The organism is Pannonibacter anstelovis, assembly GCF_036881715.1.
Lineage (GTDB): Bacteria > Pseudomonadota > Alphaproteobacteria > Rhizobiales > Stappiaceae > Pannonibacter > Pannonibacter anstelovis.
This window is the reverse complement of record NZ_JBAKBF010000010.1, coordinates 156,560-182,059: the sequence shown is the minus strand read 5'-3', so window position 1 is coordinate 182,059 and position 25,500 is coordinate 156,560. Positions and strand designations below refer to the sequence as shown.

The following is a 25,500-nucleotide window of genomic DNA, read 5'->3' as shown; positions in this document are numbered from 1 at the left end:
TGCTTTTTTGAAATGCTGCATACCCCCCTCTGTCTGCTGACGCAGACATCTCCCCCTCAAGGGGGGAGAGGGGGGCTGCGGCGAGAGGTGAGGCCGCAGTTTTTGAGCAGCGGGAACGTCCAGCCGAAGGGGGGCAAGGACATGACACAGCAGGAAGAAACATATCAGGCTGCCGGGTTTGGCCAGCCGGTGCCGCGCGGCACGAGGCCTGCCGTTCTGGTGGTCGATTTCACCTATGGCTTTACCGACACCGCCTATCCGACGGCGGCGGACATGAGCGCGCAGATGGCCGCCACGCGGCGGCTGACGGATCTCGCCCGTGCCAAGGGCTTTCCGGTCATCTACACGACGATTGCCTATCACCCCGGCGAGATTGCCCTGCTGCCATGGTTGCGCAAGGCGGCCGGCATGGCTGCCCTTCTGGAAGGCAGCCGGCTGGTGGAGATTGACGCGGCAACGGGCATTCAGCCGCAGGACCCGGTGATCACCAAGAAGGGCGCTTCCGCCTTTCATGGCACGGCACTTGCTGGCCTTCTGACCGGGGCGGGCGTGGACACGCTGGTCGTCACCGGAGCCACCACATCGGGCTGCGTGCGCGCCTCCGTGGTGGATGCGGTGCAGAGCGGCTTCAACGTGCTGGTTCCGGCGGACTGCTGCGCCGACCGCGCGGCGGCCCCGCATGACGCCAACCTTTATGACATGGGCCAGAAATATGCCGACGTGACCGATGCGGCGGACATTGAAAGCTGGCTCACCGGCCTTGCGCCTTCCGGGCGCTGAGCCTGTCACCTGATGTGCTCCGGCGGACGGCCGGGGAACTTGCGGGCGCCGGCAAGCGTCCGTTCAAACCGCCGGAGACAAGGCGGATGAAAACAACCCACCAATCTCTAGAGGGAAGTCACCACATGTCGAAAGCTGCTCTATACCTGATAGGCGTGGTCGTCCTCGCCTGCTACGCCATACCCTATACGCTGCTCACCAATGTGGCGGAGTGGTATGGCTCGTTCCTGTTCTGGTGCGTGGCGGGTGTCGCCGTCATCGTCCTCAACATTCTGGCGACGTCCAGCTTCGAGGAGGACGAGGCATGAGTGTTTCCCTTGTCGTCTGGGGACTGGTCATCTACGTCCTCGTCTCCTTCATCGTGGCCTATATCTCCCGCACAGGCCAGTCCGCCAGCATGTCCGACTACTTCATCGGCGGGCGCTCCATGGGCGGCGTGCTGTCGGCGCTGAGCTATTCGGCTACCACCTATTCCGCCTTCATGATGATCGGCCTCGCCGGTCTCACCTTCAAGGGCGGTGTTGGCGCCCTCGGCTTCGAGATCGTCTATTTTGCCGGTGTGTCACTCGTCGCCATCTTCGGCCCGCGCTTCTGGGCGGTGGGCAAGAAATACGGCTTCGTCACGCCCTATGAAATGCTGGGCACGCGCTACGGCAGCCGCTGGGTGGCCGTGGCGGCCGGTCTCGTCAGCCTCGTGTTCCTCATTCCTTATTCGGCAGTGCAGCTGTCGGGCGTGGGCTATCTGCTGTCCGGCATGACCGGCGGCGGCATTCCCTTCCTGTGGGGCGTGGTCATTTCCACGGTGCTGGCCATCATCTTCTCCTATGTGGCCGGTATCCGCTCGGTGATGTGGACCGACAGCCTGCAGGCTCTGATGATGATCGTTGCCTCGGTGCTGGTCTGCGGTCTGGTGCTGATCGAGCTGGGCGGCTTCTCCGGCCTCTTCGGTGCCATTCAGGCCACCAAGCCGGAACTGCTGCAGGTGCCCGGGCCCGGCCTCTTCAGCTTCACCACCTTCCTGGGGCTGACCATTCCGTGGTTCTTCTTCGCCATCTCCAACCCGCAGGTGAGCCAGCGCCTCTATATGCCAGCTTCCCTGAAGGCGCTGCGCCGCATGCTGGTGATCTTCCTGTGTTTCGGCTTCGTCTACACGGTGGTGTCGGTGCTCTGGGGCTTCTCCGCCTTCGTCGCCTTCCCGGACCTTGAGAAAGGCGATCTGGCCACCTCGGCGCTTCTGTCGTCGGACTTCGTGCCGCCGGTGCTGGGGGTCATGGTCATGGTCGGCATTCTGGCCGCGGCTGTTTCCACCATCGACTCGATCCTCCTCACCCTGTCGTCGGTCTTTGCCCGCGACGTGTGGAGCAACGTGACGGGCGGCACCAGCGATGAGCGCCAGCTTTTCATCGGCAAGCTGATCATCCCGTTCATCTCTGTCGTCTCGCTGGTCTTTGCGGCGATGGAATTCTCGATGATCGCCATCCTCTCAGTCGCGGCGTCCGTCGGCCTGCTGGTCACGGTTCCGGCCATCATCGGCGCCTTCTTCTGGCGGCGCGGCACGGCGGCCGGTGCGCTGGTCTCCATCCTCGGCGGCGTTGCCTTCGTGGTGTGGATGTACCTGACGGGCAACAAGCTGTTCGGCCTCAACGCCGGCGTGCTGGCCCTGCCGGTCTCGACGGTGCTTTTCGTCGCCGTCAGCCTCGTCACCAAGCCCAACATGAAGGCCGCTGACGAATTCGTGGAGGCGTCCGTCTCCTACAAGAAGAGCAAGCTGCCGCAGGGCATGCCCGCCCCGGCTGAGTGACAGAGCGGCCTGACACTGCAACAAGGGCGGTCCCGGTTTCCGGGGCCGCCTTTGTCTTTATGCGAGCCGCAACCGCCCTGCGGAATTGGGCTTAAGCTTCCGTTAACCTAATATTTCTTGCAGAATCGGCGGGGCTGGGGCATTTCTGACGGTATTGAGGTCGCGCTCGAATGCGAAACCGTCAGGAGATCGAGATGCTCGCAGGCGAGATGGATAGCGCCAAGGACACAACCGCCAAGATCGGGGACTTCACGCAGCGCCTGTCGGACAAGCTCCAGTCCATGCGCGAGATGACCTATCCCCCCGAGGCGCGCAAGTCCTATGGCCGCACGTTTTCGACGCTGGATCTGGTGCGCCTGCTTGGCATTCCGGAAAGCACCTTGCGCGCCCTGACGCTGGACGGCAAGGGGCCGCAGCCGCTGCGGGCCGAAAACAACCGGCGCATCTACACCATCGAGCAGGTGTGGGAGCTGCGCAAGTATCTGGCCGAACAGCGGCCCGACGATGCCTTGCGCCTGCTGCCGCACCGCCGGGCCGGCGAGCATCTGCAGGTCATCGCCTGCGCCAATTTCAAGGGCGGCTCGTCCAAGACCACCACCTCCGTGCATCTGGCCCATTATCTGGCGCTGCAGGGCTACCGGGTGCTGTGCATCGACCTGGACCCGCAGGCCTCGCTGACCACCACCTTCGGCATCCAGCCGGACCGGGATCTTCGCTCCGGCGAGGACGAGGACGAGCGCACCGACACGGCCTATGACGCGCTGCGCTATGACAACAACCGGGTGCTGCTGAGGGACGTCGTCCGCAAAACCTATTTCCCCGGCATTGATCTGGTGCCGGGCAACCTGCGTCTGATGGACTTCGAATATGACACGCCGAACGCGCTGGTGAACCGCACCACGGACGAGCTCGGCCTGTTTTTCCAGCGCCTCGACGCAGCCATCCGCACGGTGGAGGATGACTATGATCTGGTCATCCTCGATACACCGCCCTCGCTCGGCTACACCACGCTTGCTTCGCTCTATGCGGCAACGGGCCTGATCATCACCGTGCATCCGGCCATGCTGGATATCTCCTCCTGCGCGCAGTTCCTGAAGATGATTGCCGATGTAACGGCGACGCTCTCGGAAGGGGGCGCGCGGTTCGAGCATGATTTCGTCAAGTTCCTGATGACGCGGGTGAACCCGAACGATGCCCCGCAGAAGATCATGGCAGGCACCATGCGCAGCCTGTTCGGCAAGGATGTGCTGGTGGCCGAAGCCGTGGAATCCACCGCCGTGGCCTCGGCCGGCGTTGCCAAGAAGTCGCTTTACGAGGTCGAGCCCGGTGAAGTCGGGCGCGAGCCGCTGAAGCGCGCATTGGAGAGCGCCGATCAGGTGAACGGCGAAATTCTGGACCTGATCAAGTCCGTATGGAGGCGGCAGGGATGAAGAAATCCATCGTCAAGATGATGGCGGAAGCGGCCAAGGCGGCTGAAGCCGAAAAGAAAGCGGAGGCGTCCGCGCCTGCCGCCCAGCCTGCATCTGCACGCCAATCTGCGCCTCAATCGTCTGCCCCGTCCGCGCCCGCAGTAGAGGGCGCGCGGATGGTGGCGCCTGTCGTCAGCTCCATGGGCCGCGCCCTGTCGCAGCTGAAGGAAGACAGCATCGTTGCGCTGGACCCGGGCAAGATCGACCCTTCCCCCTTCCGCGACCGCTTTGCCGCCGATGAGGAGGCTGCCGAGGCGCTGGAGGAGCTGAAGCTTTCGATCTCTTCCGAAGGGCAGAAGATCCCGGTTCTGGTGCGCCCGCACCCGGCGGCGGAGGGGCGCTATCAGCTGGCCTATGGCCACCGCCGCCTTGCGGCCGTGCTGGCGCTGATGCAGGAGAGCGGCCGCCCGGAAGCGGTCAAGATCCGTGCCTATGTGCGCCCGCTGTCCGACATGGACCTGATCCGCGAGCAGTCGCTGGAAAACGGCGTCCGCGAGAATCTGACCTGGATCGAGCAGGCCCTGTGGGCGCAGCAGTTGAAGGAGGCTGGCTTCAAGCAGCGCGACATGCAGCCGGTGCTGGGGGTGACGGAATCTACCGTTTCCACCCTGCTGAAGGTGGCGGCGAGCGTTCCGGAGGACATTGTTCTGGCCATCGGCCGGGCGCGCAATGTCGGCCGCCCGGCCTGGACGGCCTTTGCGAAGCTGTTCGACGACGCCAAGGCTGCCCCGCGCATCCGCGCCGTTCTGGACAGCAAGGCCTTTCTTGCGGGCGATGCGCCCGCGCGCATGAGCCTTGCGGCAAAGGCCGCGCGCGGCAAGGGCGCTGAAAAGGCGGCGGGCAAATCCGGCGAACAGGAAATCCGCTCCGGCAAGCGCCTCCTGGGCAAGCTCAAGACTGGATCATCCGGCGTGACGCTGACCATCCCGAAGCAGGAGGCCGCCTTTGGAACCTGGCTGGGCGGGCGGCTGGAGCAGCTTTACGCGGAGTTTGAAAAGGACACTGACAGCCGTCAGCACTGAATCTGTTCCGAACTTATCCCCGCCCGGCAAGGCGGTGGTAAAAAGGAGACAGAGGCATCAAATCAGGGAAAGGAGCAGCAATGACGCAACAGGCCAAATGAAAAGGGATCATCTGGCGGCAACCAGATGATCCCCGATTTCACGGTCGAATGGGACTTCGCCCACACGAAACCTTGCACACATTTCTTGTAGGCGAAAAGCGAATCACGTTCAAGACCCGCTCTTGAGCGCACAAGCACTTTTGTGCCCGTTTCCCCCGTTCCGGCCTCCATCTTGTTCACCGTCCGAGCGTCACGCTCGCGGCGGATGGAGGATTTCATGTCCACCACTTCGATCGCCACCTTTCGCAAGGTGACGCCAGGCATTCTTGCGTCCGCAGTCCTGTCGCAGCAGGACGGCCGCCCGCTCGTGACCAAGCAGGATCTGTCCCTCGTGCTCAAGCGCGTGGCGCCTGCGCTTGGCATTGATGGCACGTCCTATCACGTGCTCGACATTCTGCTGGGCCTTGTCCAGGCGGAAGATTTCAAGGCTGGCCGCAGGCCTGTGGTCGCCATCTCCAACCAGCGCCTGTCCGAATACACGAGCCGCCATCCGCGCACGGTGATCCGCTGCCTGAAGCGGCTGGTGGAAGCCGGGATCCTCGCCTACCGCGACAGCCCCACGGGCCGGCGCTACGTGCAGAAGGACAATGCTTCCGGCCACATCGAAGCCTATGGGCTCGATTTTACGCCGGCCTGCGTCAATCTGGAGAGCTTCCGCGCGGCCGCTGATGCGTTTCAGGCGCAGATCAAGGCCGATCAGGCCGCCCGCCGGGAACTGACCCGTCTTGCCCGTGCCATCGCCGATCTGAATGAAGCCTGCGAGGGGCTGGAAGGCTTCAGGGCCTGCGCCCAGACCATCCTTGAGGAACGGCACACGCTTCTGGGCTTCAGGCTGGAGCGGATGCGCGCGCTCTATCAGGATGCTCTGGAGTCAGCTGCTTCGGATCATGCAGCTTTTTCTGAAAATATGTCATCCACGGGTGACATTGCTGTCACCTCCTTATTTATTACAAACCGTCCCGACTCTTCAAAAAGTAACATCAGACGGACTCGCCCTGACGGGCGAGAGATAAATACGAAGACTGACAACGGCTGCGCCGTTGAATTGGCTCTTGAAAAAGAGCCTTGCGGCGATCCTGCCCGTGAGCAACCAAAACTGCGGCAAGCGGCAAGGCCTCAGGGGGCGGGCCGGGATAGTCATCAGGAAACTCATCAGGATACTCGGCGGGCCACGCAAAGAGACAGGCAGCAGGGCAGGGCGCAAGGGGCCTCGCAGCATGGGCTGCTCGACGATGTGTCGGCAGGTCTCGTTGAAAGCGCCTGCTCCGAGCTTCAGGCGGTGATCAGCCACAGGCTCACCTCATGGCCCGCCATTTGCGAGGCGGCAGAGGAGATCCGTGTGCTGATCGGCGTCAGCCCTTCGGCCTATGCGCAAGCGGTGGAGCAGCAGGGCCGCTATGTGGCGGCCGCCTGCCTTGCGGTGGTGGCGGAAAAGGCGCTGCGCGATCCGGAACAGATTTCCCGTCCTGGCGGCTATTTCCGTGCCATGATCGAACGCGCAGGCGAAGGCCGCCTGCATCTGGCCCGCTCGCTGTTCGGACTTGCGGCGGACAGGCGGTCGTGATGGGCGTCCTTCAGAGACCGAAGAGGCAATGTCTGGCAGATTGGAGAACGATATGTTTGCTCGTACACAAGCCGATACAGATGCCATCTCTGCTGAGCGCGAGATTAAGATCATCGACGGCATCAAGCAGAGTATCGGCGATGCAGCCGCTGGCCGCGCCGTCCCGCATGAGCAGGCCATGGCTGAGCTCTATGCGGTGATCGGCGAAGCAGAAGAAAAGTGAAGGGGCCCCGCATGTGTGCGTGTGCAGCGCTGAACTGAAACCTTCCGGACTGGCCAGCCTCGGGCGGGAATTGATCTGTGAAGGCATGAAGATACAAAAACGGCAGGCCCCGGTGAGGCCTGCCGTCTGATTGTGCCGGTTGGTTGCGCTCAGCCTCAGAACGTGGCGGAGAGCGACAGGTAGAAGGTGCGGCCGGGCTCGTTGTAGGTGTTGGCACCGGCACTGTTGCTGTTGCCTTCGCGGAACTGGCGCTTGTCGAAGATGTTGTTCACACCGGCGTTCAGGCGGAAGTGGTCATTGAGATCATAATTCATGGCCGCATTGACCAGCGTGTAAGCGCCGCGCGCTTCCGGGTTGGTCACCGCGCCGCCGGTGGTGGCGGTCAGGGTGGGGGACTCCGTCTTGCCGTAGTGGGTGGCGGAGAGGATCAGCGTCAGCTTTTCCGTCGCGGCCCAGTCCAGCGAGGTGTTGATCGTGTATTCCGGGATGAGCGACAGGGGCTGGTTGTTCCGCTTGTCCTTGGACTCGATCATGTAGGTGGCGTTGGTGCTCCAGGTCAGCCCATCCATCACCGGCACGGCGAGGTTGCCTTCAAGGCCCTGCACCACGGCTTCGGGCACATTGTACCAGCGGAAATACTGGGCCCGGCCCGAGCGTCCCTCCGGCACGATGCCGGAGGCAATGCGGTCCTTGTAGTCATTGTGGAAATAGGTGATGCCGGCATTCCAGCCGTTGTCATCATTGTAGTTGATGCCGATTTCCTTGTTGATGGCAATCTCCGGGTTCAGATCCGGATTGCCGACCACAAAGCAGCCGTTGCCAAGGCTCGGATAGTCGATGGGGCAGCCGTTCCCACGGGTGTAATACACGTAGTTCGGGTTGAGCTGATAGAGGTTCGGCGCCTTGAAGGCGCGGGCGATACCCGCCTTCAGGGAGATGTTCTGCGTCAGCATGTAGGTGGTGTTGAGGCTGGGGCTCCAGTTGCCGCCGAAGGAGCTGTGATGATCGAAGCGGATGCCGGGCGTCAGCGTCCAGTCTTCCGTGATCTCGATGTTATCCTCCAGCATCACACCGAACATCTGTGCGTTCACATTCGGGTCGCGCAAGGCGGGATTGGAGGCCGTGCCGGGAATGGTGGCGCCATTCAGCCCCTGGGTGATCGAAACCGGATCATCCATCCACTCGCCGCGGAACTCGGCGCCTGCCGTCAGCATCTGTTCAAAGCCCAGATGCAGGGGCAGGTTCCATTCGCTCTTGGCAGTGACGTTGTCGAGGGTGATCGTGCCCCAGGTGGCGTCCGGCAGGATGGCCCCTTCCACCCGCCCGGCCGGACCTTCCGACAGGCGGCGGTTGAGCGTGCGCTCCCACTGGACATAGCTGCTGGACTTGCCGAAGTCATAGTCGCCGGAGTGGGTCAGCGACACCGTCCGGCGGGTCATCGAATTGGTCTCGGTGCCGAACAGGCCATTCTTGACGCTGTCGTCGATCGTCCCGAGCTGGCTGTCACCGGCAAAGAGATTGCCCTGCCGGCTGTAGGAGCCTTCCAGATCGAAGCGGTGATCGTCACGCGGGGTGAAGGACAGAAGGCCCCGCACGTCCTTGTTGATCACCCCTTCACGCCCTGCGGCCACGCTGCCGCCGGGGATCGTTGCATCCGCATTGATGTTGGCGTCATCCGGCTCGGTGCGGGAATAGCCTGCATTGAGGCGGAAGGAGAGCCAGTCGAGGATCGGGCCGCCCACGGTCACATTGGTGCGTGCCGTGCTGCCCTCTTCGGAATGCTGCGGCAGGGCAAAATAGGTGGTGACGGAGCCGCTCATCTTTTCCGGCCGCTTGGTGATGATGTTCACCACGCCGCCTGCCGCGCCCGAGCCGTAACGCGCTGCCGCAGGACCCCGGATCACCTCGATGCGCTCGATCATCTCGGCCGGCACCCAGTTGGTGTCACCGCGCGTGTCGCGCTCGCCCGCACGGCCCATGCGCACGGAATTGCGCGACAGCACCGGCTTGCCGTCGATCAGGATCAGCGTGTTTTCCGGGCCCATGCCGCGCAGTTCGATCTGGCGCTGGTTGCCGCGCTGGCCGGAGGAGGTGGTGCCGGTCAGGTTTGCGCCGGGCATCTTGCGCAGGATTTCCGAAATGTCATTGGAGACCGGCGTACGCTCCAGATCGGTGGCGCTGAGCACGGAGACGCCCGGCGCCTGCTTCAGCTGCTCTTCGGCCGAGAGGACGATCTTGTCGAGAGAAGTCGTCTCTGCGGCCTCCTGCGCCTGCGCCAAAGACGCCTGCATCAGCACCAGACCCAGGGCGCTGGCCCGCAGCAGGTGGACCTTCAGCGCCTGCGCCGTTGTGTCCGGTGCCGTCCGCCCGAAGGCGGCCTTTTTGATCATACGCATGCTTCACCCCAATATATGAATTTTGATGTCATATTTTCTATGGGGCGGTTCGGGTCAATCCTGCAGAATTAGAAGCCTTCCAAATTGCTGAAATGGCAAATCATCAGTCCGTTGCTGCGGCTCCGGTCCGCCTGAACGGGCAGCCGCCATAGAGGACAAAAGCAAGCGGCGCACCGGATGTGTTTTTCCGGTGCGCCGCTGTTGTGGTTCAGGCCATCATGGATGGCCGGATGGGGCTCTTGCTTAAGGCTTTGTTCAGGCGGCCTTCAGCAGGTCGCCATGCGGGTCCAGCACGAATTTCGTCGCGGCACCCTGATCGAAGGTTTCATAGCCCTGGACGGCTTCATCCAGCGGAATGATCTTGGCATTCACGATGTCGGCAATCGGCAGCCGGTCATGCAGAATCGCCTGCATCAGCTGGCGGTTATATTTCAGCACCGGCGTCTGGCCCGTGTGGAAGGACTGCGCCTTCGCCCAGCCGAGTCCGAAGCGCAGGGACAGGCTGCCCTGCTTGGCAGCAGCATCCACGGCGCCGGGATCTTCCGTCACATAAAGGCCCGGAATGCCGATGGAACCGGCTGCCCGGGTGATCTCCATCATCTGGTTGAGCACGATGGCGGGCTGCTCGCCGCCCGCATGGCCTCTGGCCTCGAAGCCCACGGCATCAATGGCGCTGTCCACCTCATCGGTGCCGACCACCTGGGCAATCATGTCGCCCAGCCGGTCGCTGGCGGACAGGTCGATCGGCTCAAAGCCCATCTTGGCGGCATGGGCCAGACGGTCCTTGTTGAAGTCGCCGATCATCACCACAGCAGCGCCGAGAATGCGGGCGGAGGCGGCGGCGGCAAGGCCGACCGGGCCGGCACCGGCCACATAGACCGTTGAGCCCACACCAACGCCTGCACGCACCGCGCCATGGAAGCCGGTTGGCAGAATGTCGGACAGCATGGTCAGATCGCGGATCTTCGCCATGGCCTGGTCGCGGTCCGGGAACTTCAGCAGGTTGAAATCCGCATAAGGCACAGTGACATAGCGCGCCTGTCCGCCGATCCAGCCGCCCATGTCGACATAACCATAGGCACCGCCCGCGCGGGAGGGGTTGACGGTCAGGCAGACGCCCGTGTCCTGCGACTTGCAGCAGCGGCAGCGCCCGCAGGCGACGTTGAAGGGCACGGACACGATGTCGCCGATGTCGAGCATCTCGACGTCGATGCCTTTCTCGATGACCTGACCGGTGATTTCGTGGCCCAGCACCAGCCCCGGCATGGCCGTGGTCCGGCCGCGGACCATGTGCTGGTCGGAGCCGCAGATGTTGGTGGAAATGACCTTCAGGATGACACCGTGCTCAATCCGGCGCCCATCCGGAGCTTCCAGCTTCGGATCGTCGATGTCACGAACCTCCACCTTGCCCGGCCGCATGTAAACCACACCTCTGTTCTTGCTCATAGTCTCTCCTCCTTATGAACCGGGCCTCTGCCTGTCCCGCTGCCTGCTGTCACGCTTCAGCGCGCTGTGTGACAGTCCAATGGCCAGCCCTTGCCTTCCGGAATGGCCGGAACGTCCTGAACGGGTGCTGGACGGCATCGTGGCTGAAGGTCTCCTCCCGGAATTTCTGCAATTTACGGCTTTCAGGCACACCGCTTGCCGGGCGGCGCTGCGCTCGTGGCACGCAGGATCTCCAGTCCTGCACGGCAGACGCAGAGGTGAAGCAGATCACCCGCAAGGAGAGACTGATATCCAAAACGCGACACCAAGATGGCGTACAGCGACGGGTTGTGGAATCGCCGCCCTAAAAGCGGGCGGAAAAGGGCAGGGGGGCGAAGACGTTCTCTTGCTGGCGCACAGCCGGTGAGCAGGTTATCCGGCTCTGTCCGTCAGGCACGGCGATTGCCGAAGCTGCGCCACTCCATGTGCCGTTCAATCTGAACCATGACCCGTGCGGCAAAGCCCCACGGCGTCAGCGAACAGCTCATTGACTTTATCATTGGGGTTTCATATTTTTATTCTGTGAAACCGATTTGGAACGTGACCATGACCGGAGGCGACGTCACCACCTTCTGCGGTCCCGCAAGTCCGGTCCACGAATTTCAGGTTATTCCGGTAAAATTCAGCAGATGCGATTATGATCATGCAGGGAGCAGTGCCGAGATTTCTAGCTGAAATTGGCGAAGCCGGTGGCCTGAAGGGGACCGATATTGCCAATATCATGGACGTGTCGAAAGCCACCGTCTCACGCTGGCGTGCCGGTGATATCAAGCCGCAGCCGCGCAACGAGCTGATACTTTCTGATCTGCACTATATCGTGACCCGTCTGTCTGATTATTACTCGGCTGATGAAATCCGGACCTGGCTCTATGCCCGCCATTCCCAGTTGAATGGCGAGCGGGCGATTGACCTTATCCATCAGGACCGTGCCATCGAAGTGCTGAAGGTCATCGACCGGCTGGATAACGAGGTGTTCCTGTAAGGCATGGCTCACACGCGCAGAAGCCGGGACAGTGCACTCATCGATGCGATCGAAGCGCTTCCGCCTGTGCAGTTCGAAGGCACGGTATGGCGGGTGGTCCGCAAGGGAAGATCTCCGGTTGACTGTGCACGTTCCGGTGGCCGGTGGGACGACGGAACCTTCGATGTGCTCTATACGTCGCAGCAGCGCGACGGGGCGATCGCGGAAATGTACTTCCATCTCGGGCGCGGGCAGCCTGTCTTTCCGTCGAAGGTGGAATACGGGGTGCATGAGCTGGATGTGACGCTCGATAACGCACTTCAACTGGTGGACCTCGGCGCATTGCAGCGTCTTGGCCTTGATACGTCCCGTTACGGGCAATTGTCCTATGACCGGGCCTCTGACGAATACCCCCGCTCGCAGGATATTGCCGAAGCTGCGCATTTTCTGGAATTCGATGGCCTCATCGTTCCAAGCGCAAGGTGGGACTGCATGAACGTCATCCTGTTCTGCGATCGTGTGCCCCCCGGCGCGATGGAAATCGCCGCCGGTCACGGCCTTGTAAACTGGCCGGAATGGATCAAGGCCAACATACGGTAGCCCTTCCTCACGCCTTCACGATCCTGTCCCGGAGCTCCGTCACGGCCTTGGTGGTGTTGCGGGTGCTGGGCAGGGCTGGGACGTAAGGGGCGTGATCGTCGACGGAGGCCTTGCGCAGCTTCAGCCGCCCTTACAGTTTTGCGAGATAGTCCTTGAACCGCCGCCCGTTCTGCGGGCGGAAGCTGGTGCCCGTCTCCCTGATCCCGCTGATCCGGTCCAGCCGGAAATTCCGGAAGTCTTGCCGCATCTCGCACCACGCGGTCAGGAGCCACACGTCATCGAAGAGCGTCAGGCCAAGAGGATGAACCTGCCTTTGGCTGCTGCGCCCATCAAGGCCGCAATAGGCAAGCTCCAGGATCCGCCGCTCACGAATGGTCCTGCGCAGAATGCTGCTCCACTTCGCCGCATCGCCGTCGCCGGGCCGTTCGCGGGTTACGGCCAGAAGCGGAAGCGTCTGGAACCTTTCTCCACCTTCGTCCCCCATGGCATTTGCGACTTTACCCGAGACCCGTTTGGCAGCATCGCGCAGGTCTCCGGAGTCCCGCGCCATCACGAGACGCAGGCCGAGCATGATTGCTTCCATCTCGTCGGGGTCAAATTGCAGCGGCGGCAGGAAGTACCCCCTCTCCAGCTGATAGCCGAGACCGGATTCGCCCCTGACAGGCGCGCCCATCGCCTGAAGACTGGCCATGTCGCGGTAAATCGTGCGCAGTGAAACGCCGAGTTTCTGTGCCAGCGTCTCTGCCGGAACAGGATGGCGCGCACTTCGCAGTTGATCCAGGAGGGCGAAAAGCCGGAGAGTTTTCATGGTCTGGTTTGTACCATACCCCTGACAGAAAGTGTCAGGGGGGCATTGTTAGACAGAGGCTTCTTCAACCTGCACGGCGCAAGGAGCCAAAGCCCATGACCAGACAATGCATCGAAATCGTCACTTACAAGACCGTGGATCCGGCCGAGGCTGACCGGCAGCGTGAGGCTGCGCGCCAGCGCGTTGCAAGTTTCTCCGGCTTTGGCGGATGGCTGCCGCTCACCGGTGGCAAGGATCCGGCCGACCGGGTGGATGTCGTTCTCTGGGCGAGCCCCGAGGCGGCGGAGGCCGCTGCGCAGGCCGTGGGCACGTCGGAGGACTTTGCCGGCTTCAGGGCGGCGATCGCGGAGCTTGGCACCATGGGCCACTATGTGGCGCCTGCCAATGGGCTTGTCTTGATGCAACCGGGGACCGGCGTCGAGATCGGGCGGTTCCGGTTGCGTCAGGGCGTTACTGAAGAGACCATGCGCGCGGCTTATGACAAGATGATCGCAGACCATTTGTCCCGTCAGCCCGGCTGGCTCGGACAGCGGCTGATCCGCCTGCAGGATGGCAGCTTCATCGATGCCGCCTTCGCCACGACGCAGGCCAGGGCGCAAGACATCTGCAACGCCTGGGCCGGGAACGCCCATTGTGACGCCTTCCTGAGCCTGGTTGAGCCGGTCAGCATGGAGTTCGGGGCGGTTGCTTAACCCTTGATCGCGGGGCCATTGCGCGGGCCGTGCCTTGCAGAGCGCAAGGTGTGGCCCGCCGGACCGGTGACCGGCGGCCGCGCTGCTTCCAGGGTCCTTTCTCCTGCTTCAATGCGGCCTGTGCCAGCTCTGGAAAACGGACCTCTGAAGCCTCACGCCTTGACGATCCTGTCCCGGTGCTCCGTCACGGCTTTCGTGGCGTTGCGGGTGTCGATGACGAGCCGGCTGGCGCTGACGAGGGCCTGATAGTCGATGCAGTCGTGGTCGGTGGCGATGATCACCGCGTCGAACTGCCCAAGGGTTTCCGCGCTCAGCTCCACCGATTTCATCCCCATCAGCGGCTTGTGCTTGCGGGTGCTGGGCAGGGCAGGGACGTAAGGGTCGTGATAGTCGACGGTTGCCTTGCGCAGCTTCAGCCGCTCGATCAGCACCAGCGCCGGGCTTTCGCGCATGTCATCGACGTTCTTTTTGTAGGCCGCCCCGATGATCAGCACGCGGGAGCCGTTGAGGCCCTTGGCAAAGCGCTCATCAAGCGCTTCGGCCGTGCGGGTGATGACGTAATCCGGCATGGCGGTGTTGATCTCGCCCGCCAGTTCCACGAACTTGGTGGTGATGGCAAATTCCCGTGCCTTCCAGGTCAGGTAGAAGGGGTCGATCGGGATGCAATGGCCGCCAAGGCCGGGGCCGGGATAGAAGGGCATGTAGCCGAAGGGCTTGGTCTTGGCCGCCTCGATCACCTCCCAGATGTCGATGCCCATGCGGTCGTAGATCACCTTCAGCTCGTTGACGAGGGCGATGTTGACCGAGCGGAAAATGTTCTCGCTCAGCTTCACCGCCTCCGCCGTTGCCGCCGAACTCACCGGCACGACGGACTGGACGATGGCCTGATAGAGCGCGATCGCAATCGCCCGGCTGTCCGGATCATCGGCGCCGACAACCTTCGGAATGGTCGAGGTCTCATAGTTCGGGTTGCCGGGATCTTCCCGCTCCGGCGAAAAGGCGAGGAAGAAATCGCGGCCAGCCGTAAGCCCCGAGCGCTCCAGAATGGGCTTCAGCACCTCATGCGTGGTGCCGGGATAGGTGGTGGATTCCAGGATCACCGTCTGCCCGGCCTTGAGATGCGGCAGCAGATGCTCCGCCGTGCTGACGATGTAGGACATGTCCGGCTCCCGGTGCCGCGTCAGCGGCGTCGGCACGCAGATCAGGATGGCGTCTGCGCGGGCAAGGTCGGCAATGTCCGAGGTGGCATGAAAGCGGCCGCTCTGCGCAATCGCGGCCACGTCCTCATCGGAAAAATGCCGGATATAGGACTTGCCCGCCATCAGCGAGGTGATCTTGGGCGGATCGATGTCGAAGCCGGTGACCTCGAACCCCGCCCGCCAGAAGGCCCGCACCAGCGGCAGGCCCACATAGCCAAGGCCGATGATGGCCACGTTGAACCGCCGCTCCCCCACCGCTGCAAGCATCTCCTGGGCGAGGGGGCTCACGCAAGGCGTTGTGTCATGCTGCGGCTGATCGGGCGTGGTCATCGGTCTGTCTTTTCCTGCAAGCGCCGTCGCCATCGGTTTGCGGTCCACACGAAAACCAATGGCTGGATGTGATGACACCCTGATCCACTGCCCCGCCTGTCTTGTCAATGAACTGCGTCATCACGCCTGTGCAGGGGGGCGGTGTTGGCTGCTGGCGCAAGGAGGAGGAGGATTTGGCCTTCGTCTTGCCGAAGCGTCCCTTTGTCCTCTTGAGGCTGCTGAGTGCATATAAGCGGACCGCAGTGACGTGTCTGCATGGTGGCAGGGCCTCTCCGCTCCCCTCCCCCTGGTGGGAAGGGGTAAGGGGTGGGGGGCTCTGAGCCTGCAAGATATTGAAAAGCAGAACTTTTCCTGAAGAAGCCGGAGAGGAGAAGCTGTCTGTAATCAAGGGACACTCTGCCAGACGGAAAGGCATTTCCCCCCACCCCTACCCCCTCCCCACGAGGGGGAGGGGGGCTGAAACGCCGTGCCGGGGAGCCGCCATCGTGCTCTGCTCCTTCCCGGTTAGGCGGCGTCGAGCTCCGCCAGGAAGGCTGCGACGCCGTTGCGCAGGTCTTCGGTGTTACCGTTGAGCTGATGCGTCAGCGTCAGAACCCTGTGGGCCGCTTCGTCCGTGCGGGCGATGCTGACCTGAACGCTGCCGACGCTTTCGCCTGCGGACATCGTCCCCTGTGCGGTGGACTGGGCCGAACGGGAGATTTCGCTGGTGGCTGCGCTCTGCTCTTCCACGGCACCGGCAACGGAGGTCACCGCCTGGCGGATATCGCCCACCACCTGGCGGATCGAGCTGATGGCTTCCACGGCATTGCCGGTTGCAAGGCGCATGGCCTCGATCTGGCCGCCGATCTCGTCCGTCGCCTGCGATGTCTGGTTGGCGAGGGCCTTCACCTCGCTGGCCACCACGGCAAAGCCCCGTCCGGCCTCGCCTGCCCGGGCGGCCTCGATGGTGGCGTTGAGGGCGAGAAGGTTGGTCTGGTTGGCGATGTCGCGGATGATGTCGATGATTGACCCGATCCGGCCCGCGGTTTCCGACAGGGAGGTGACGATGCCATGGGTGGAGCCGGCATGGCGGTCTGCCTCGCTCACCACATCGCCGGAGCGCTGGATGAGGCTGCCGATTTCGCGGATCGAGGTGAAAAGCTCTTCGGCTGCGGCTGCAACCACCTGCACGCTTTCGTTGGACGAGTTGGTGGCCGCCATGGCGCTGTCGGCCTGCTGTGCGGATTGCTTGGCCTGGTCGGCCATGCCGCTGGCGGAAGAGGCGAGTTCTCCTGCCGCCGTGCCAACCTGCTTGACGAGGCCGCCCATCTTCTCCTCGAAGTCGCGGGCCAGCCGCTGCATCATCTGGCGCCGGGCGGCGTCCCGTGTCTCGCGCTCGGCTTCTTCCTGACGCATCTTCTCATCGGCAGCAATAGCTGCCTGCTCGCGGATTGCATCGACGGCGCGGGCGATGTCGCCGATCTCGTCGCGGCGGGTGGCGCCTTCGATCTCGGCCAGAACCGTGCCGCGGGCCATGCTCTGCAGCGCGCCGGTCAGCTTCTGGATGGGATTGGTGATGCTGCGGGCGACAAGCCACATGGCGGTGATGCCGGCAAAGGCGACGGCAAGGCCCACAAGAACGCCTGTCCAGGTGTCAGAGGCAACGCGGCCGGCCATGGACTGGTCGAGCGCTGCGGCCTCCGCCATCACCACTGCCTGCGGCAGCGACAGGACGATGGCCCAGTTTGCCCCGGTCCGGCCCAGAGAGATGGGCGAATAGACCTTCATCTGCTCTGTGGCGGCGTCATAATCGACCATGGCGGTGCCGCTGGTCATCTTGCCGAGATTCTCGGTCCAGACGGGGCCAAGGCTGCTGACCGAAGAGCCGATGGCATCCGGCCTTTCGCTTGAGGCCACGATCAGGCCGGCTTCCGTCACGATGGTGACACTGCCCTTGCCGTCATAGGTGGCCTTGTTGACCGTTTCGGCCAGCTTCTGCACGAAGGCGAGATCAAAGTCGGCCCCCGCGACGCCGATGAACTTGCCGCCCACGGTGATGGGCACCGACATGGTGGCCAGGAAGACCGGCTTGCCCTGCACGATATAGGGGAGCGGGGCGAGAACGCTTTCCTGCCCGGTCTTCTGCGGTCCGAGATACCAGCCGCCCTTGACCAGGCCATTGGCGTGACGGTCCGCGCTGTCATATTCGACCAGCGGCTGAACATCGATCTTGCCCGCCGCATCGCGCGTCCAGTAGGGCAGGGCCCGGCCGGTCTTGTCGGAGCCCATGGCGGCATTGCCGGTGTACTGCGCATCGGCGCCGTCGAGCGCATCCGGCTCGATGGCCGAATAGGTGCCGTTGAAGAGTTCATTGTCCTTCAGAACGGACAGGAGGATGCCGTTGAGCTGGGCGCGGCGCTTGTCCGGCGCGGTCGCATCCGGTCCTGCGGCTGCAATCACCTCGATGGATTTTGCCATGCCGCGGGCGGCCATGAAGGCGGACGTGACCTCACTGCGGATCACTTCCGCCTTGGAGCCGGCCAGCTGCAACAGGCCCTGCCGGGCGCTTTCGTTCAGAAGGCTGTCGATCCGTGTGGCGGTTTCCGCATTGCTCATCTTGCTGGAGTATAGATTTGCGCCGACAAGTACTCCCGTTGCAACCAGAAGGCAGGCTGTCGACAGAACTACAATTCTTGTCTTCAATGAATGAATCTTCATAATCGCTCCGATCAGTCTGCCTATGTTTTGGCTGACGTAGGTGAAACTTATGAAAATTCGAAATTAATGACGTATTAAACGGCGTTCATAGATGGCGATATGTCGTATTTGTACGGTATATACGTTCTGATAATAGTGAATTTGCTTAGGTAGTTTTCGGGTTGATCAGATATTTTCTTGAAGTTTTGACGTGAATAATTCGCATCAAAAGCGGCATTATTGAGTTTTGGCAACCATGAAGGGAGTAGGGCCTGAGCCGCCGAAACCGGGAGCCGCCGCCGTCTGAGTCGATCTCTCCGCTGCCGCCAAGGTCCGGTTTCACCCATGCGCCGCCCGGCATCCTTTGCCATGGCAGGCACGCAGCGTGCCTGAAGCCGGAGGAGGATTGGGCCTTCGTTTCGCCGCAGCGCCCCTCTCCCCCTCAAGGGGGAGATGTCAGCGCGAGCTGACAGAGGGGGGTGGCAGCGCCTCGGTACGGCGGGATCTCTCGTGATAAACGGACAGTCAGATACCCCCCTCTGCCCCCTGCCGGAGGCATCTCCTCCTCAAGGGGGGAGAGGAGCTGGAGCCTGACTAACAGTCCGTTGTAAACACCGTCCCACCCAAGGAGAGGGGGGCGGAGAGGCCCTGCCACAGATCAGATGCGTCTTTGCGGGCAGCGAAGGACTGCGGGCTTACACCGCCTGCCAGGTCAGCTCCTGCGGCTCGCGGAAGGCGAAGCGGATGAAGTGGCTGCCGACCACATCTTCCAGCCGGTCGAGGGCGGCGCTGTCTGCGGCTGTCACATCCATGGTCAGGACCGAGCCTTCCGCCTTCAGCGTGCACACGCCCATCGGAAAGGTGATCGTGCCCTGTCCGGCGTCGAACTCGGCCGGGATCTTGTGCTGGAAGTGCTTGCACAGCTGCTGCAGGTAGCGGCTTGCCTTTTCGGTTTCCACCACGCAGCGGCGGGTGGAAAGAGCGGCGGTTTCAGTGGTCATCAGCTTTGCTCCACGGCAAGGGCGGCTGCATCTATGGCAGCGGCAATCTTCTGGGCTGTTTCAGGATCAATTGCGCCGCCGCGCATCCGCAGGCGCAGCGCGGTCTTGAGGTTTTCCATGGCCCGCACCACGGGCGCCGGGGCACATCCGCGCCCCATGCCGCCACGGGCCCGGGTCATAAGCTCGTCTGCCTGAGCCTTGCTGGCGGCCAGAAAGGCCTCGCCTTCCGGCGTGACGCTGTGGCGCTTGCGCCCGCCCGCTTCCACGGTGATGGCGCTGTAGCCCATGTCCTCCAGCCAGCTCAGCGTCGGGTAGATGACGCCTGGGCTGGGGCTGTAGCTGCCGGCAAACCGGTCCTCGATGGCCTTGATCAGCTCATAGCCATGCCTTGGCTCTTCAGCGATCAGCGCCAGAACCAGCAGCCTCAGCTCGCCATAGTCGAACAGGCGCCGGTGTCCGCCGCCCCGGCGGTGCCCGCCGGGATGGCCTTCGTGCAGGGAGTCGTGCGTGCCGTCATGGGGGCCGCCGTGGGGGCCTTGGCCGCGATGACGGTGGGGGTGTCTGTGTCTCATGGCTTTAGATATATTCCCGATATATCGAAAGTCAAGATATATCGGGATTTGTTCCGGAAGCAGGCCTGCCTTTGAAAAATTGCCGCTGCAGACCTCTGACGATCCTGAGGCCTCTCCATCGTCATCCTCACCCTCGTGGGGCAGTGTTTGCATTCTGCGCAAGGAGGAGGATCGGACCTTCGTCTTGCCGCAGCGCCCCTCTCCCCCCTTGAGGGGGAGATGTCAGCGCAAGCTGACAGAGGGGGGTAGCAGCGCCTCAATACGGCAAGATCTCTCTCATAAACGGACAGTCAGCTACCCCCCTCTGCCCCCTGCCGGGGGCATCTCCCCCTCAAGGGGGGAGAGAAGTTGGCGCCTCACTGGCAGTCTGTTAGAAACACTGCCCCCGCTCTATGGCTTCCGCAGACTGGCGGCATCTGCACCTGCCGGGCGGAGCTGGCGCGGGCGGTTGCGCCAGAGGGCGGCGGCGTCCTCAAGGCAGGCGGAGAAATCCTCCTCTGGCGCTTGGCGCAGGGTCATCAGGGCGAGCGCTGCGGTCTTCACGATGGCCGCCTCCGCCAGCTCATCACGCGCTGCGCCCGTCCACACGGCCAGCCAGTATTCCAGCTGGGTAAAGGCGGCGGGAACCGGCATCCGGCTTGCCTGTGTCGAGGGCAGGGTGAAGCGGGCTTCCCCGCCATTGATCAGGCGGAACACCGGTGTTGGCCGGTCCGGTGTCACCTGCGCAAAGTCACGGTTGGCGCCGGTGACAGCAGCATCCAGACAGCCGGTGAGGGCGGCAGCCGTGCGGAACAGTTCCCGGTCCGATGTCTGCGCCGCACCCAGCATCACGGCGGAAGCGCCGCCCGGATTGAGCACATGCACGGCGGTGTTGACCGGGGTGCGCATTTCAAAGGCCGGATAAAGGGCGAGCAGGCCCGCCAGCTGCGGGCAATAGGCGGTGACGGGCAGATAGGCGATGCCCTCCTGCGCCAGTGCCTGCCTTGCGTCTTCCAGACTGTCCGCCACGGGAATGGCACCGGCCTCTGCCGCCTGTTGCAGCAGGATGCCCGAGGCGACGTTGCTGCCGAAGCCATGCACCAGCACCCTGTGCCCGGCCATGGCGACCAGACGGGCGGCATGGAGGAACCACGGCACGGTGCGCAGGCGGGGCGAGAGATAGGCCGGCCAGTTGAGATCGGCCATCGCCGTCTCTGCCGCTTGCGCTGTCTGCGCCGTGCTCCCGCCTGCCGCATGCTGCTGGACGGCCTGCGCAAAGCCGGCCAGTTCCACCGCCGTCATGCCCCGGAACTGCATGGTGGCCAGCAGCGCGCCGGTCTGGAACGGGTCCGCCTCGGCCCGCAGCACGATGCCGAGGGCATCGCGGGCTTCTTCCTGCGTCAGCGGGCGGGTGCGGCCCGGCCCGGCGGCAATGCTGGCGATGTATTTTGCCAGCCGCAGGCTGGGGGCCGATGCATGATCGATCAGCGCCATCCGCTCGGCGATCACCTGCGGCGAGGGCTCGCCCGCCAGCCGGTCCGCCGCGCTGGAGCCCGGCGCCAGCGGGGTTGCCTGAGGCTGGGTCTGATGCTGGGCCTGATGTGGGGAAAACGCCCGGGCAGAGTTGGAACCGGGCCCATGGTGGCTGCCCCAGGGCAGGGCAGCAGCGCTTTCCGGGGTGCGGGCCAGCAGCATTTCGGCATCATTGGCCAGCCCGCGCACCTCCAGCCGCAGGGCTTCGGCAAAGGGCGTCGGGCGCATGCCCTGACCGGTGCGCTCCAGCAGCGGATCGCCGTAGAATTCGCGCAGCTGCGCCAGCATCCGGCTCATGGCCGAGACCTGCATCCCCATGCTGGCCGCCGCTGCCGACACGCTGCCCTCCCGCAGCAGCGCATCCAGCGCGATCAGCAATTTCATCCGGCCAATATCCACCTGTGCGCTGCCTTCCGTTTGCGTGTCCGGTTTGGAATGGGTGGGTTTTTGCGTTTTTCGCAAATTGGAATTGCTCAAAATGATGTGCGTTGACCCTGTGCATCAGTCTCTACATAAGTGGATTTAGAAACTCAACTTATGTTGTTCAGGCAAGGCGCTGCCGCTGTCACAGTGGCGTGAGCGCTTCTGCTGCGAGGTTCAGGAAATGACGCATATGTTCTCCATGAAGCGCCTGGCTGCGGGCTTTGCAAGTGCTCTGGTTCTCTCCGCCGTGCTGACGGGCTCCGCTGTTGCCGAGGTCAAGGTGACCCACGCCAAGGGCGAGCTGACGCTGCCTGCGGTCCCTGCCAAGGTGTTTGTCTATGACCTTGCCGCGCTGGACACGCTGACGGCGCTTGGCGTCGAGGTGGCCGGTGTGCCGGGCGGCAACAAGCCGGGCCAGCTCGCGAAATATGCCGATGGCAAATACCAGAAGATCGGCTCCCTGTTCGAGCCGGACTTTGAAGCCGTTGCCGCCGCGCAGCCGGACCTGATCATCGTAGGCGGCCGGTCTGCCGCCAAGTATGAGGATCTGGCGAAGATCGCGCCCACCATCGACCTGTCGTTGGACTTCAACGACTTTACCGGCTCGGCCCTGAAGAACGTCCAGACGCTGGCTTCCCTTTTCGGCAAGACGGACAAGGCGGACGAGCTGACGGCAAAGTACAAGGCCTCCGTCGAAGAGCTGAAGGGCAAGACGGCAGGCGCCGGCAAGGGCCTGTTCATCCTCACCACCGGCGGCAAGATGGCCACCTATGGCAAGGGCTCCCGCTTCGGCCAGATCTTCGGCGACTTCGGGCTGGAACAGGCCGACGACAACATCAAGATCGGCATCCACGGCCAGCCGGCATCCTTCGAATATATCCTGGAGCGCAATCCGGACTGGCTGTTCGTGCTGGACCGTGATGCGGCCATCGGCCGGGAAGGCGCTGCCGCCCGCCAGCTTCTCGATAACGAAATCGTCCGCCAGACCACGGCCTGGCAGAAGGAACAGGTGGTCTACCTCAATGCGGCCAACTGGTATCTGATTGGCGGTGGCATCACCGCCATGCAGGATACGGTAGACCAGCTGAACGCTGCCTTCAGCGGCAAGTAAGTTCCGCTGTCAAGTAGCGTGTCAGGCGGCTGCGTCTCCTCCGGGGCGCAGCCGCCGCAATCCTTTCAGGACCCTGCCTTGAAATTCCTGCTGCCAGCCTCTCTCCTGACCCTCGGTCTTGCGATAGCCAGCCTGTTCACCGGTGCCAGCCCCGTCTCCTTCTGGACCGTGGTCAGCGGCGCGGGCGATGAGCGGGCCCTGATGCTGCTGGCCGAAAGCCGCATTCCGCGCACCATCGCCCTCATTCTGGCGGGCGCAGGCATGGCCGTGGCCGGAACCCTGATGCAGATGCTGGCGCGCAACCGCTTTGTCGAGCCCTCCACCGCAGGCACGGTGGAATCGGCCTCGCTGGGCATGCTTCTGGTGCTGTTCTTCGCGCCGGATCTGCCGGTCATGGCCAAGATGCTTGTCTCCGGCGCCTTTGCGCTGGCGGGCACCTTCCTCTTTATCGCCATTCTGGAGCGTATCCCCCTGCGCTCGGCCCTGATGGTGCCGCTGGTGGGGCTGATGCTGGGCGGGGTGATCAGCGCCGTCACCGCCTTCCTGGCCTACCGGTTCGACCTGCTGCAAACCCTCGGCGCCTGGACCAGCGGTGATTTTTCCGCCGTGCTGCGCGGGCGCTATGAAGTGCTGTGGCTCAGCCTTGTGCTCACCATCGCCGCCTATGTGGCCGCCGACCGCTTTACCCTGGCCGGAATGGGCGAGGATTTCGCCGTCAGCCTTGGCCTCAAGTACCGGCAGGTGCTGCTGCTGGGGCTCTTCATCGTGGCCATGGTCACCGCTGCGGTGGTGGTCACGGCGGGCGTGGTGCCTTTCGTCGGGCTGATCGTCCCCAATCTCGTGGCCATGGCCCTGGGCGACCGGCTGCGCCGCACCCTGCCGCTGATCGCCGTCACCGGCGCGCTGCTGGTGCTCCTGTGCGATCTGATCGGCCGCACGGTGAATGCGCCCTTCGAGATCCCGGCCGGTTCGGTGCTGGGTGTGGTGGGCAGCCTGTTCTTCCTGTTCCTGCTGCTGCGGAGGCGCTCCCATGCGGCTTGAGCACCTGTATCAGACCGGCGCAAGGCGGCTGACGCCTGCCGGTGTGCTGCTGCTGCTGGGCGTCCTCACGCTCGCCGCCGCCGCCGCCTTCATGACGCTTGGCGTCAAGGCCGGCTGGTCCTTCATCCTGCCCTTCCGGGGGCAGAAGCTCGCGGCGCTGGTGCTGGTGGCCTATGCGGTGTCCGTCTCCACAGTGCTGTTCCAGACGCTGACCAACAACCGCATCCTGACACCCTCGATCATGGGCTTCGATGCGCTTTATGTGCTGCTGCAAACGGTGCTGGTCTTCACGCTCGGTTCCGCCTTCGTGACGGCCATGGACCCGCGCCTGCTGTTCGTGGGGGAAGTCGCCATCATGGCCGGCTTCTCGCTGATCCTGTTCCAGCTGCTGTTCTCCGGGGCGATCAAGGGCCTGCATCTGATGATGCTGGTGGGCATCCTGCTCGGCGCCCTGTTCCGCAGCCTTGCGGGCTTCCTGCAGCGGATCATTGATCCGAACGAATTCGTCGTGCTGCAGGACCGGTTCTTTGCCAGCTTCAATTCGGTGGATGGCACGCTTCTGGGCGTCTCGGCGCTGCTTATTGCCGGAGCCAGCCTTGCTGCCTGGCGTCTGGGCCACACCTTTGATGTCATGGCGCTGGGGCGCGACAGTGCCATCATGCTGGGGGTGGACCACAAGCGCGTGACCCGGCAAGTGCTGATGATCATCACCGTGCTTGTCTCGGTCTCCACGGCGCTGGTCGGGCCGGTCACCTTCTTCGGCCTGCTGACGGCGAACCTTGCCTATCTGCTGATGCCCTCGGGCCGCCACCGGCATGTGCTGCCTGCGGCGGTGCTCATTGCCATCATCTGCCTTGTGGCGGGCCAGACGGTGCTGGAGCGGCTGCTTGATTTCAGCACGGCGCTTGCCATCGTCATCGAATTTGCCGGCGGGCTGTTCTTCATCTTCTTTCTGCTCAAGGGGGCGCGGCGGTGATCCGGATCGATCAGGTCAGCAAGAGCTATGGCAACACGCTGGTGGTGGACGGGGTGTCCCTCGACCTGCCGAAGGGCGGGCTCACCTCCATTATCGGCCCCAATGGCGCGGGCAAATCGACGCTGCTGTCCATGATCGCGCGGCTCACCACGATGGATCAGGGCAGCGTGCTGGTCGATGGGCTGGATGTGGCCAACACCTCCGGCGAGGTGCTGGCCCGGCGCCTGTCGATGCTGCGGCAGGACAACCAGATGACGGCGCGGCTCACCGTCACCGATCTCGTCTCCTTCGGGCGCTACCCCTATTCAAAGGGGCGGCTGACGGGGGAGGACAGGGCCGAGGTGGACAAGGCGCTCGCCTATCTTGGCCTCACGGACCTCCGCGACCGCTTTCTCGACGAACTCTCCGGCGGCCAGCGCCAGCGGGCCTTCGTCGCCATGGTGCTGGCGCAGGACACCGGCTACATGCTGTTTGACGAGCCGCTGAACAACCTCGACATCAGCCATTCCGTTTCCATGATGAAGCTCTTGCGGCAGGCGGCAGACGACTTCGGCAAGACGGCGGTGGTGGTCCTCCACGACATCAACTTCGCCTCCTGCTACTCCGACCATATCGTCGTCATGCAGAACGGCCGCGCCGCGCTTCAGGGCACGCCATCCGAGATCATCCGCCCCGAAGTCCTCACCTCCATCTTCGGGTGCCCCTTTGACGTGCAGGAAATCAACGGCAACCGGATTGCCGTCTATTTCCGGTGAGT

Annotated in this window: 23 protein-coding genes; 14 read left to right on the top strand and 9 right to left on the bottom strand. The window is 63.4% G+C overall.

Features of this window, described 5'->3' with window-relative positions; translation table 11 throughout:
* Positions 1 to 141: 141 nt before the first annotated feature.
* The 5 genes from V6L75_RS16045 (at position 142) to repB (ending at position 5,072) form a co-directional block, all read left to right on the top strand.
* Entirely contained in the window at positions 142 to 780 is a 639-nt protein-coding gene (locus V6L75_RS16045) for an isochorismatase family protein (RefSeq protein ID WP_334252496.1), read from the top strand.
* Positions 781 to 905: 125 nt separating this feature from the next.
* The gene (locus V6L75_RS16040; RefSeq protein ID WP_050475468.1) at positions 906 to 1,088 is read left to right on the top strand and encodes a hypothetical protein; all 183 of its coding nucleotides are present in this window, start codon (positions 906 to 908) and stop codon (positions 1,086 to 1,088) included.
* Positions 1,085 to 2,581 carry a sodium:solute symporter family protein gene (locus V6L75_RS16035; protein WP_334252495.1) on the top strand — a complete coding sequence of 499 codons (1,497 nt, stop codon included), beginning with the start codon at positions 1,085 to 1,087 and terminating at the stop codon, positions 2,579 to 2,581. The genes V6L75_RS16040 and V6L75_RS16035 overlap by 4 nt, the downstream gene beginning before the upstream one ends.
* Before the next feature lie 170 nt (positions 2,582 to 2,751).
* Complete coding sequence (gene repA, locus V6L75_RS16030) at positions 2,752 to 4,011, top strand: plasmid partitioning protein RepA (RefSeq protein ID WP_334252494.1); 1,260 nt, start codon at positions 2,752 to 2,754, stop codon at positions 4,009 to 4,011.
* The gene (gene repB, locus V6L75_RS16025; RefSeq protein ID WP_334252493.1) at positions 4,008 to 5,072 is read left to right on the top strand and encodes a plasmid partitioning protein RepB; all 1,065 of its coding nucleotides are present in this window, start codon (positions 4,008 to 4,010) and stop codon (positions 5,070 to 5,072) included. Before repA ends, repB begins: the two co-directional genes overlap by 4 nt.
* 62 nt (positions 5,073 to 5,134) lie before the next feature.
* Here repB and V6L75_RS16020 read toward each other — a convergent pair whose 3' ends face one another.
* Complete coding sequence (locus V6L75_RS16020) at positions 5,135 to 5,392, bottom strand: hypothetical protein (RefSeq protein ID WP_334252492.1); 258 nt, start codon at positions 5,390 to 5,392, stop codon at positions 5,135 to 5,137.
* Between V6L75_RS16020 and repC the strand changes: the two genes are divergently transcribed.
* Both repC and V6L75_RS16010 read left to right on the top strand, forming a co-directional pair.
* Complete coding sequence (gene repC, locus V6L75_RS16015) at positions 5,391 to 6,737, top strand: plasmid replication protein RepC (RefSeq protein WP_334252491.1); 1,347 nt, start codon at positions 5,391 to 5,393, stop codon at positions 6,735 to 6,737. The two genes, V6L75_RS16020 and repC, sit on opposite strands and share 2 nt — an antisense overlap.
* Before the next feature lie 52 nt (positions 6,738 to 6,789).
* A complete protein-coding gene (locus V6L75_RS16010) occupies positions 6,790 to 6,960 on the top strand; it encodes a hypothetical protein (protein ID WP_334252490.1) in 171 nt (56 codons plus the stop codon).
* 155 nt (positions 6,961 to 7,115) lie between these two features.
* Here the strand turns inward: V6L75_RS16010 and V6L75_RS16005 are convergent, their stop codons facing one another.
* A complete protein-coding gene (locus V6L75_RS16005) occupies positions 7,116 to 9,356 on the bottom strand; it encodes a FepA family TonB-dependent siderophore receptor (protein ID WP_334252489.1) in 2,241 nt (746 codons plus the stop codon).
* Positions 9,357 to 9,611: 255 nt separating this feature from the next.
* On the bottom strand, positions 9,612 to 10,802 hold the full coding sequence (gene fdhA, locus V6L75_RS16000) for a formaldehyde dehydrogenase, glutathione-independent (RefSeq protein ID WP_334252488.1): 1,191 nt from the start codon (positions 10,800 to 10,802) through the stop codon (positions 9,612 to 9,614).
* 694 nt (positions 10,803 to 11,496) lie between these two features.
* On the opposite strand from fdhA, the gene V6L75_RS15995 reads away from it, so the two are divergent.
* Together V6L75_RS15995 and V6L75_RS15990 are read left to right on the top strand one after the other, a co-directional pair.
* Positions 11,497 to 11,823 (top strand): hypothetical protein, encoded by a 327-nt coding sequence (locus tag V6L75_RS15995; RefSeq protein WP_334252487.1) that lies wholly within the window; start codon positions 11,497 to 11,499, stop codon positions 11,821 to 11,823.
* Positions 11,824 to 11,826: 3 nt separating this feature from the next.
* Positions 11,827 to 12,402, top strand: a complete 576-nt coding sequence (locus V6L75_RS15990; protein ID WP_334252486.1) for an RES family NAD+ phosphorylase — start codon at positions 11,827 to 11,829, stop codon at positions 12,400 to 12,402.
* Between the two features lie 130 nt (positions 12,403 to 12,532).
* Here V6L75_RS15990 and V6L75_RS15985 read toward each other — a convergent pair whose 3' ends face one another.
* On the bottom strand, positions 12,533 to 13,210 hold the full coding sequence (locus V6L75_RS15985) for a helix-turn-helix transcriptional regulator (protein WP_334252485.1): 678 nt from the start codon (positions 13,208 to 13,210) through the stop codon (positions 12,533 to 12,535).
* Between the two features lie 95 nt (positions 13,211 to 13,305).
* On the opposite strand from V6L75_RS15985, the gene V6L75_RS15980 reads away from it, so the two are divergent.
* Positions 13,306 to 13,902: a hypothetical protein gene (locus V6L75_RS15980; protein WP_334252484.1), complete on the top strand. Its 597-nt coding sequence runs from the start codon at positions 13,306 to 13,308 to the stop codon at positions 13,900 to 13,902.
* Between the two features lie 152 nt (positions 13,903 to 14,054).
* Here the strand turns inward: V6L75_RS15980 and V6L75_RS15975 are convergent, their stop codons facing one another.
* From V6L75_RS15975 to V6L75_RS15955, 5 genes are all read right to left on the bottom strand, one after another.
* On the bottom strand, positions 14,055 to 15,368 hold the full coding sequence (locus V6L75_RS15975) for a nucleotide sugar dehydrogenase (protein ID WP_334252507.1): 1,314 nt from the start codon (positions 15,366 to 15,368) through the stop codon (positions 14,055 to 14,057).
* Positions 15,369 to 15,935: 567 nt separating this feature from the next.
* Positions 15,936 to 18,026, bottom strand: a complete 2,091-nt coding sequence (locus V6L75_RS15970) for a methyl-accepting chemotaxis protein (protein WP_334252483.1) — start codon at positions 18,024 to 18,026, stop codon at positions 15,936 to 15,938.
* 776 nt (positions 18,027 to 18,802) lie between these two features.
* On the bottom strand, positions 18,803 to 19,108 hold the full coding sequence (locus V6L75_RS15965; RefSeq protein WP_334252482.1) for a DUF2218 domain-containing protein: 306 nt from the start codon (positions 19,106 to 19,108) through the stop codon (positions 18,803 to 18,805).
* Positions 19,108 to 19,680: a PadR family transcriptional regulator gene (locus tag V6L75_RS15960; protein WP_334252481.1), complete on the bottom strand. Its 573-nt coding sequence runs from the start codon at positions 19,678 to 19,680 to the stop codon at positions 19,108 to 19,110. The genes V6L75_RS15965 and V6L75_RS15960 overlap by 1 nt, the downstream gene beginning before the upstream one ends.
* A gap of 390 nt (positions 19,681 to 20,070) precedes the next feature.
* Positions 20,071 to 21,576, bottom strand: coding sequence for a glycosyl transferase family protein (locus V6L75_RS15955; protein WP_334252480.1), 1,506 nt, complete (start codon positions 21,574 to 21,576; stop codon positions 20,071 to 20,073).
* 229 nt (positions 21,577 to 21,805) lie between these two features.
* Between V6L75_RS15955 and V6L75_RS15950 the strand changes: the two genes are divergently transcribed.
* The 4 genes from V6L75_RS15950 (at position 21,806) to V6L75_RS15935 (ending at position 25,498) form a co-directional block, all read left to right on the top strand.
* The gene (locus tag V6L75_RS15950; RefSeq protein WP_334252479.1) at positions 21,806 to 22,726 is read left to right on the top strand and encodes a siderophore ABC transporter substrate-binding protein; all 921 of its coding nucleotides are present in this window, start codon (positions 21,806 to 21,808) and stop codon (positions 22,724 to 22,726) included.
* Positions 22,727 to 22,804: 78 nt separating this feature from the next.
* Entirely contained in the window at positions 22,805 to 23,767 is a 963-nt protein-coding gene (locus tag V6L75_RS15945; RefSeq protein WP_334252478.1) for an ABC transporter permease, read from the top strand.
* The gene (locus V6L75_RS15940) at positions 23,757 to 24,743 is read left to right on the top strand and encodes an iron chelate uptake ABC transporter family permease subunit (RefSeq protein WP_334252477.1); all 987 of its coding nucleotides are present in this window, start codon (positions 23,757 to 23,759) and stop codon (positions 24,741 to 24,743) included. The genes V6L75_RS15945 and V6L75_RS15940 overlap by 11 nt, the downstream gene beginning before the upstream one ends.
* On the top strand, positions 24,740 to 25,498 hold the full coding sequence (locus V6L75_RS15935; protein WP_334252476.1) for an iron ABC transporter ATP-binding protein: 759 nt from the start codon (positions 24,740 to 24,742) through the stop codon (positions 25,496 to 25,498). The genes V6L75_RS15940 and V6L75_RS15935 overlap by 4 nt, the downstream gene beginning before the upstream one ends.
* Positions 25,499 to 25,500: the final 2 nt, after the last annotated feature.

What these genes read in the sequence shown, in the direction of transcription:
- V6L75_RS15980 (WP_334252484.1), top strand. Translation starts at nt 13,306, where the DNA reads ATGACCAGACAATGCATCGAAATCGTCACTTACAAGACCGTGGATCCG.
- V6L75_RS15990 (WP_334252486.1), top strand. Translation starts at nt 11,827, where the DNA reads ATGGCTCACACGCGCAGAAGCCGGGACAGTGCACTCATCGATGCGATC.
- repA (WP_334252494.1), top strand. Translation starts at nt 2,752, where the DNA reads ATGCGAAACCGTCAGGAGATCGAGATGCTCGCAGGCGAGATGGATAGC.
- V6L75_RS15950 (WP_334252479.1), top strand. Translation starts at nt 21,806, where the DNA reads ATGTTCTCCATGAAGCGCCTGGCTGCGGGCTTTGCAAGTGCTCTGGTT.
- V6L75_RS15965 (WP_334252482.1), bottom strand. Translation starts at nt 19,108, where the DNA reads ATGACCACTGAAACCGCCGCTCTTTCCACCCGCCGCTGCGTGGTGGAA.
- V6L75_RS16035 (WP_334252495.1), top strand. Translation starts at nt 1,085, where the DNA reads ATGAGTGTTTCCCTTGTCGTCTGGGGACTGGTCATCTACGTCCTCGTC.
- V6L75_RS15985 (WP_334252485.1), bottom strand. Translation starts at nt 13,210, where the DNA reads ATGAAAACTCTCCGGCTTTTCGCCCTCCTGGATCAACTGCGAAGTGCG.
- V6L75_RS16010 (WP_334252490.1), top strand. Translation starts at nt 6,790, where the DNA reads ATGTTTGCTCGTACACAAGCCGATACAGATGCCATCTCTGCTGAGCGC.
- V6L75_RS15960 (WP_334252481.1), bottom strand. Translation starts at nt 19,680, where the DNA reads ATGAGACACAGACACCCCCACCGTCATCGCGGCCAAGGCCCCCACGGC.
- V6L75_RS15955 (WP_334252480.1), bottom strand. Translation starts at nt 21,576, where the DNA reads ATGAAATTGCTGATCGCGCTGGATGCGCTGCTGCGGGAGGGCAGCGTG.
- repC (WP_334252491.1), top strand. Translation starts at nt 5,391, where the DNA reads ATGTCCACCACTTCGATCGCCACCTTTCGCAAGGTGACGCCAGGCATT.
- V6L75_RS15940 (WP_334252477.1), top strand. Translation starts at nt 23,757, where the DNA reads ATGCGGCTTGAGCACCTGTATCAGACCGGCGCAAGGCGGCTGACGCCT.
- V6L75_RS15975 (WP_334252507.1), bottom strand. Translation starts at nt 15,368, where the DNA reads ATGCTTGCAGCGGTGGGGGAGCGGCGGTTCAACGTGGCCATCATCGGC.
- fdhA (WP_334252488.1), bottom strand. Translation starts at nt 10,802, where the DNA reads ATGAGCAAGAACAGAGGTGTGGTTTACATGCGGCCGGGCAAGGTGGAG.
- V6L75_RS16005 (WP_334252489.1), bottom strand. Translation starts at nt 9,356, where the DNA reads ATGCGTATGATCAAAAAGGCCGCCTTCGGGCGGACGGCACCGGACACA.
- repB (WP_334252493.1), top strand. Translation starts at nt 4,008, where the DNA reads ATGAAGAAATCCATCGTCAAGATGATGGCGGAAGCGGCCAAGGCGGCT.
- V6L75_RS16020 (WP_334252492.1), bottom strand. Translation starts at nt 5,392, where the DNA reads ATGAAATCCTCCATCCGCCGCGAGCGTGACGCTCGGACGGTGAACAAG.
- V6L75_RS16040 (WP_050475468.1), top strand. Translation starts at nt 906, where the DNA reads ATGTCGAAAGCTGCTCTATACCTGATAGGCGTGGTCGTCCTCGCCTGC.
- V6L75_RS16045 (WP_334252496.1), top strand. Translation starts at nt 142, where the DNA reads ATGACACAGCAGGAAGAAACATATCAGGCTGCCGGGTTTGGCCAGCCG.
- V6L75_RS15970 (WP_334252483.1), bottom strand. Translation starts at nt 18,026, where the DNA reads ATGAGCAATGCGGAAACCGCCACACGGATCGACAGCCTTCTGAACGAA.